At 51.0% G+C, this 4,365-nt stretch carries 3 protein-coding genes; 1 reads left to right on the top strand and 2 read right to left on the bottom strand.

Features of this window, described 5'->3' with window-relative positions; genetic code table 11:
- A partial coding sequence (locus RMO84_RS17520) for a tetratricopeptide repeat protein (protein WP_310489722.1) occupies positions 1-2,134 on the top strand: 2,134 nt, incomplete at its 5' end.
- A 110-nt stretch (positions 2,135-2,244) separates the two neighbouring features.
- On the opposite strand, the gene RMO84_RS17515 is transcribed toward RMO84_RS17520, so the two are convergent.
- Together RMO84_RS17515 and RMO84_RS17510 are read right to left on the bottom strand one after the other, a co-directional pair.
- Positions 2,245-2,370, bottom strand: coding sequence for a hypothetical protein (locus RMO84_RS17515; protein ID WP_310489723.1), 126 nt, complete (start codon positions 2,368-2,370; stop codon positions 2,245-2,247).
- 117 nt (positions 2,371-2,487) lie between these two features.
- Positions 2,488-3,759 carry an ABC transporter permease gene (locus RMO84_RS17510; RefSeq protein ID WP_310489721.1) on the bottom strand — a complete coding sequence of 424 codons (1,272 nt, stop codon included), beginning with the start codon at positions 3,757-3,759 and terminating at the stop codon, positions 2,488-2,490.
- Positions 3,760-4,365 lie beyond the last annotated feature (606 nt).

The raw sequence follows: 4,365 nt of genomic DNA, 5'->3' as shown, positions 1-4,365 counted from the left end.
CTTGGGCAATCTGCTGTGGCAATTAAATGACTTGCCCCAGGCAGTATCGGCCTACCAGCAAGTCATCGATCTCCAGCCCGATTGCGATCGCGCCTGGTATCGTCAAGGCAAAGCCCTTCAGCAATTACAACAATGGGAGGGTGCCGATCGATGTTACGAGCGCGTTACGGCTCTGACAGGGGCGAACTACGATCTGTACTATAGTCACGGCCTCGTGTTGGCGCAGTTGCGCAGATGGGAAGCCGCGATCGAGCTTTACGATCGCGCCCTCGCACTAGATGAAAATGCCCCCGCCGCCTGGTATGCCAAAGGTCTGGCCGCCGCCGCCTTGCACGACTGGGCAACCGCCAACCGCTGCTACGATCGCGCCTTAAGCCTCGACCCGCACGATCGATCGATCCTCTACGCCCGTTCGCAAGTCCAAGCGGCTCAAGGCGACTGGGCAACTGCCTCGATCGCTTGTGGTCAGGCGATCGAACTCGATCCCGAAAATCCCACCCTCTGGACGCAACACGGGCGGCTGTCGATCGAAATGGGTGACTATGAGACTGCCGTCATCAGCCTCCAGACGGCTACGCGCCTCGCACCCACCCAAGCCCTCAACTGGCAATTATTGGGGCAGGCACTCTACCATCAGGGTGAATTCGTACCCGCACTAAGTGCCTATCGCCAAGCCTTAGAGCTAGACCCAGAGCGCGCCGAAACCTGGTACCATCGGGGTCTGTTGTTGGGTAACTTAGAGCGGTGGGAAGACGCGCTCAGTAGCTACGATCGCGCCGTAAAATTCGCTCCCAATTTCGATCTCGCTTGGTATCAACGCGGCCAAGCCCAGTTTCAACTCGATCGCGATCCCACTGAAACGCTGCATAGTTACCAACGTTGTGTAGACTTAAATCCTGACTACGCGCCAGCTTGGTACCAACATGGCAACATCCTGTTTCGGCTCGGCAAATTAACTGACGCCCTCGCCAGCTACGATCGCGCCCTCGCGCTCAATCCCGAGGACTACTATATTTGGAACAATCATGGTAACGTCCTGGGTTCGCTCAAACGTTATGAAGAGGCGATCGCCAGCTACGATCGCGCCTTAGCAATCCAGCCGCAGTTCTATCAAAGTTGGCACAATCGCGGCAAGGCCCTGTTTCATCTCAAACGCTACGAAGCCGCCGCAGCCGCTCACGCCAGCAGTCTGGAGATCCACCCCCACGATGCCAATGCCTGGAATGGGCGCGGGATGGCACTGCAATATCTCGAACGCTGGCCAGAAGCTTTAGCCTGTTACGAACAAAGTATCCAGGTAGATAAACTCGATCCCCTTGTCTGGCTCAATCGCGGCATCGCCTTATTCCAGCTCCATAAATATCCCGATGCGATCGCTTGCTACGACAACTGTGCCATGCTCAATCCCGACGATTGCCAAGCCTATTATCACCGAGGTAATGCCCTGCTCGAACTCGGTCAATGGGAAGCGGCGATTGCCAGTTTCGATCGGGCTTCGATTTTATCGCCCACCCTCGCACCCGCTTGGAATAGTCGCGGTAGTGCCCTGTTTCAACTCGGCAACTTAGAAGCTGCGCTCCACAGTTATCGCCAAGCCACTCAGGTGGCTCCTACCGACCCGCTCGGGTGGAATAACCAGGGTACGACCCATCTCAACCTCCAACAGTACAGTGAGGCTCTCCAGTGCTATCAAACCAGCCTCAAACTGCGCGACGATGATGCGCCCACATGGTACAAACAATCGATCGCCCAACAAGCCCTCGGCTACATCGATGATGCTACCACCAGTCTCGATCGAGCGATCTCATTAGAGCCAGACTATGCCCCGGCTTGGTATCGTCGCGGCAACATTTATCTCCTCCAGCACGAATTTGAAGCTGCTTTAGCTGACTATGAGATCGCACTCAAGCTCGATCCCGACCGCGCGGAAGCCTGGAACAATCGCGGTAATTGTCTGCTCGAACTCCAGCGTCTCGATAACGCTCTGTTCAGCTTCGAGCAAGCCACTGGTCTAGATCCCGAGCGATCGGATTTTTGGTTTAATAAGGGTCGAATTCACAGTAGTCTCCAGCAGTGGGAAGAAGCCGAAAACTGCTACCAGCAAGCGCGGCGGTTGACTCAGCCGGATTGGTAAGGGGGTAGGCTTTAGGCTTTAGGCTTTAGGTCGTGGAAAGTATTCCCAGTTTCCCCTCTCCCAGTCCCCCAGGCTCCCCGCTCCCCGCTTCCCGCTCCCAAGTCCCCAATTCAACCGCCAGCGGCGAAGGTGAGCATGATCGTTACAGATAAGAGCAGTCCTGGTGCGAGTAAGACGACCAACAGGAGTAAATCTTGGCTAGCCATGATAGTTGTGAGAATATTTGGTGAATGCATATCGATCTCTACTCTAATGGCGATCGCTAGCGGCGCGCCGCAAATTATACGATTTCTTAATTTACATGCTTGCCGATTCCGCAAGGCGTTGGCGTAGCCTCCGCCTTGCGGAATCGTTCACTCACTGCGCAATGCAGTAATTGGTGTCAGTCGAGCGGCATTTTGCGAAGGAATTACACCTGCTAAAAGTCCCACGACAAACGACAGCCCAAACCCGCTCAATACCGACCAAATCGATACGATAAAAGGGATATTGAAAACAGTTGCAGTCGTAAAAGCCACAAGAATTCCGACCATAATGCCAATTAGACCGCCCGCGATCGATAGCATCACAGATTCAGCTAAAAACTGATGTAAAATCCCTCGATTTGTGGCTCCTAGAGCTTTGCGAATGCCAATTTCTCGGGTTCTTTCTACGACTGAAACTAGCATGATGTTCGCAATCCCAATCCCGCCCACTACTAGTGAAATTCCGGCGATCGCCACCAGCATAATTGTAAATAATCCCACTACTGCCGAAAAAGTTTTCACGACTCCTACCTGAGAGCGGATGCTAAAATCATCCGCAGCCGCAGCCGCGAGATTGTGCCGCATCCGCAACAAATTGGTGACTTGATATTCGGCTAATTTCATTTCTGTCTGACTGTTTGTTTTGACATAAATGCCATTGACAGCTTTACCAATTAAGGCATTATTACCGACGATCCGCTCGGACATATTGCTGATAAGAATAAATACCTGATCGTCACGATCGATCGAGCCTTCCGATCCCTTCGGTTCAAAGGCACCAATAATTTCATAACTATTTTTGCCTTCAATTCGTAACTGCTGACCGAGGGGATTGCCATCGGTACCGAAGAGTTCTTTGAGCAACGTCGAACCCAAAATTGCCACCGGAGCTGCTTGGGTCATCTCCTCTTGCGTAAAAAATCGACCTTGGGTGAGTTCGGTATTTCTAGCCTTGAGATAATTGAGATCGATACCAACAATATTAGTCGCATGATTGACTTGGCCGCTGACAACTTGGCCGGGACGTTGTAGATAAGCCGATACATATTGCGCCGTGGGTACTTGGTCGCGGATGGCTTGGGCATCTGCGGTAGTCAGCGTACTGCTCGAACCCATCCCCCGACTGATTCCCCCCGTTCTGGCTTCACCAGGTAAGATTTGGAGGACATCGGTGCCTAATGCCTGAATTTGCTGTTCGGTGGCCTTTTGCACTCCTTGTCCGACTGAGGTAATCGCGATCACCGAGGCAATGCCAATAATCACGCCGAGCATCGTCAAGAGCGTGCGCAGTTTGTTGCTCAACAAGGCTCCAACCGCGATACTGACAATTTCCCCAATCGATACCGGACGGAGCCGGTATGCGTTATTCCTTGCTTTCATATTTTACACTTGAGATCATATATAATACTTCTGAGCGAAATCTTTGTGCTCGATCGAATACAACCTAGAGACAGGAATTACCATCAATGACTATGTTTGAAATTTCCTATCTATCGAAGATTTAGGATAATATATCGATCGCGTTCGTGCTTTTAATCAAGATTATCTGTATCCATCTCGACTAATGACTCGGTTATCTAAAACTCAGCATTTTTCTCCTTATATATTCATTTTGACGAGCGTACCAATTATTTGAGAGATTGAAACTATCACTATTATCATAGCGTCTTCAGACTCGATCGAGAAAATTACTATTACAGCATAATGACGATCGAACTTCAGAGCTGCTCGCACCAAAATTTAATTGCAGATCGTGTTATCCTGCAAACCCAATGCTGTAGAATAGTGCTGGTAATTTCTGCAACGCTACGGCGGCGATCGTTGGTGCAGCCTACCGTTAGGTAATCGCGATTGAATCCGATTGGCCTTTGCTTCACCCCGGTACTCTTATCAAAATTGTTAAATTAATGAATAAAAACTTAGGGCATTTAAACCAAATTATTCGCTAGTTTGGCCTGCCGAATCTGGGTCTAACTCTCAAGTCGA

Origin of the sequence: Chamaesiphon sp. VAR_69_metabat_338, from assembly GCF_031423935.1 — a bacterium.
In the GTDB taxonomy this organism is placed as follows: Bacteria; Cyanobacteriota; Cyanobacteriia; order Cyanobacteriales; family Chamaesiphonaceae; genus Chamaesiphon.
This window is presented reverse-complemented; position numbering and strand designations above follow the sequence as displayed.

Coding starts and splice junctions, on each gene's coding strand:
- RMO84_RS17515 (WP_310489723.1), bottom strand. CDS start 2,370: ATGCATTCACCAAATATTCTCACAACTATCATGGCTAGCCAAGATTTA.
- RMO84_RS17510 (WP_310489721.1), bottom strand. CDS start 3,759: ATGAAAGCAAGGAATAACGCATACCGGCTCCGTCCGGTATCGATTGGG.